General features: G+C 44.6%; 1 protein-coding gene. It reads right to left on the bottom strand.

All coding sequences use genetic code 11. From position 1 onward, the window contains the following. Positions 1-653, bottom strand: a 653-nt coding sequence (locus ACQEXR_RS20335) for a phospholipase effector Tle1 domain-containing protein (protein ID WP_427021058.1), incomplete at both ends; no start/stop codon positions are given.

Genomic DNA, 653 nt, shown 5'->3' with positions numbered 1-653 from the left:
GGTAATAGATAGTCTGCGTTGGAGAAGGCGACACGTGAGTGATAGCCGCCACCAATATCGGAATGTGCGCCAGGCAAGACGATTTCATCAAAATGAGGGGCAAAATTGAGTCTGTTAAGGCTAAAGTTATAGCGGTATTCGCTGTGTTTGTTGGCCACAAGGTGGACGGCTTTGCGTACTCTGGCAGGATCTAACCATAATCGCACCGGTTCATCATTATCATTGTGTGCCAATCCGTAAGCAGCGACGGTATCAAACAGCCCAGCAAACATTACTTCACAGTGCTGGTTACTCTCCCAATCAAAATCCGTGATTAGGGTATGTTTATCTTGTTGCTTATTCATGGAATCAATAAAGGCTGGAGCAAATTCCCCATTTTTACCTAGTAATATACTATTAATACAGTGCCGGGCCGCCGCCGCGCCGCGACTAAAGCCAAACACGTCAAATTCTAGCTTGTTTAAACCGTCGATTTTAATCTTCTCTTCACGTTCAATGGCTATGAGAATCAAACCCAATTGGCTGCACACCTCTTTAATTCCTGTGCGGACTTTATTGATAATGCCATATTTACCGAAACCAAACGCCAATCCCTTGTTATCTTCATCTGCTTTGGCAATATCGGTGCTATTGCCTGTGCCTATCCCAGTAAT

The organism is Vibrio sp. TRT 2004, assembly GCF_050113735.1.
Classification (GTDB): domain Bacteria; phylum Pseudomonadota; class Gammaproteobacteria; order Enterobacterales; family Vibrionaceae; genus Vibrio.
Note: the sequence above shows the minus strand (reverse complement) of the source record. Positions and strands in the feature narration are given on the sequence as shown.